1 protein-coding gene is annotated in these 679 nt (G+C 70.7%); it reads left to right on the top strand.

Annotation, left to right across the window (positions count from 1 at the left end):
• Positions 1–177 precede the first annotated feature (177 nt).
• On the top strand, positions 178–679 hold a 502-nt coding region (locus tag NZ773_16215; GenBank protein ID MCS6803472.1), incomplete at its 3' end, for an aminomethyl-transferring glycine dehydrogenase subunit GcvPB.

The following is a 679-nucleotide window of genomic DNA, read 5'->3' as shown; positions in this document are numbered from 1 at the left end:
GGCTCTCCACGCCGTCGATTTCGTCCACCGGCCCGGCAGCCAGCTCGAGCTCCCATGCCGAGGCATGGGCGGCAGCGAGCGCGAGCAGCGCGGCCATGAGACGCGCGGTGCGGCGCCGGCTCTGTCCCGGGATCGGAGGCTTTGGCATGATGGGATTTTCCCTCATCGCCGCCGCCGATGCTGATCTTCGACCTCTCCCGGCCGGGACGCAGCGCCCGTGCCCAGCTCGTCGAGGACGCGCCCATGCCGGAGGATCTCCCGGCCGAGCTTCGCCGCGAGACGCCGCCGGCCCTCCCGGAGTGCTCCGAGCTCGACGTCGTGCGTCACTACACCCGGCTCAGCCAGCGAAACTTCTCGATCGACACCCACTTCTACCCGCTCGGCTCCTGCACGATGAAGTACAACCCGCGGGCGGCCAACGCCTTGGCGATGCTGCCGGGCTTCCTCGAGCGGCATCCCTACGCCCCCGAGGCGCTGAGCCAAGGCTTCCTCGCCTGCATGTGGGAGCTGCAGCAGATCCTGGCCGAGGTCACCGGCATGCGCGGCGGGGTTTCGCTCACGCCGATGGCCGGCGCCCAGGGCGAGCTCGCCGGGGTGGCGATGATCATGGCCTACCATCGCCATCGCGGCGACCGCAAGCGGCGGGAAATCATCGTCCCGGACGCGGCCCACGGCACCA

This window comes from Dehalococcoidia bacterium, from assembly GCA_025054935.1.
In the GTDB taxonomy this organism is placed as follows: domain Bacteria; phylum Chloroflexota; class Dehalococcoidia; order SpSt-223; family SpSt-223; genus JANWZD01.
The sequence above is the reverse complement of the archived record's forward strand: the minus strand, read 5'-3'. Positions and strand labels throughout refer to the sequence as shown.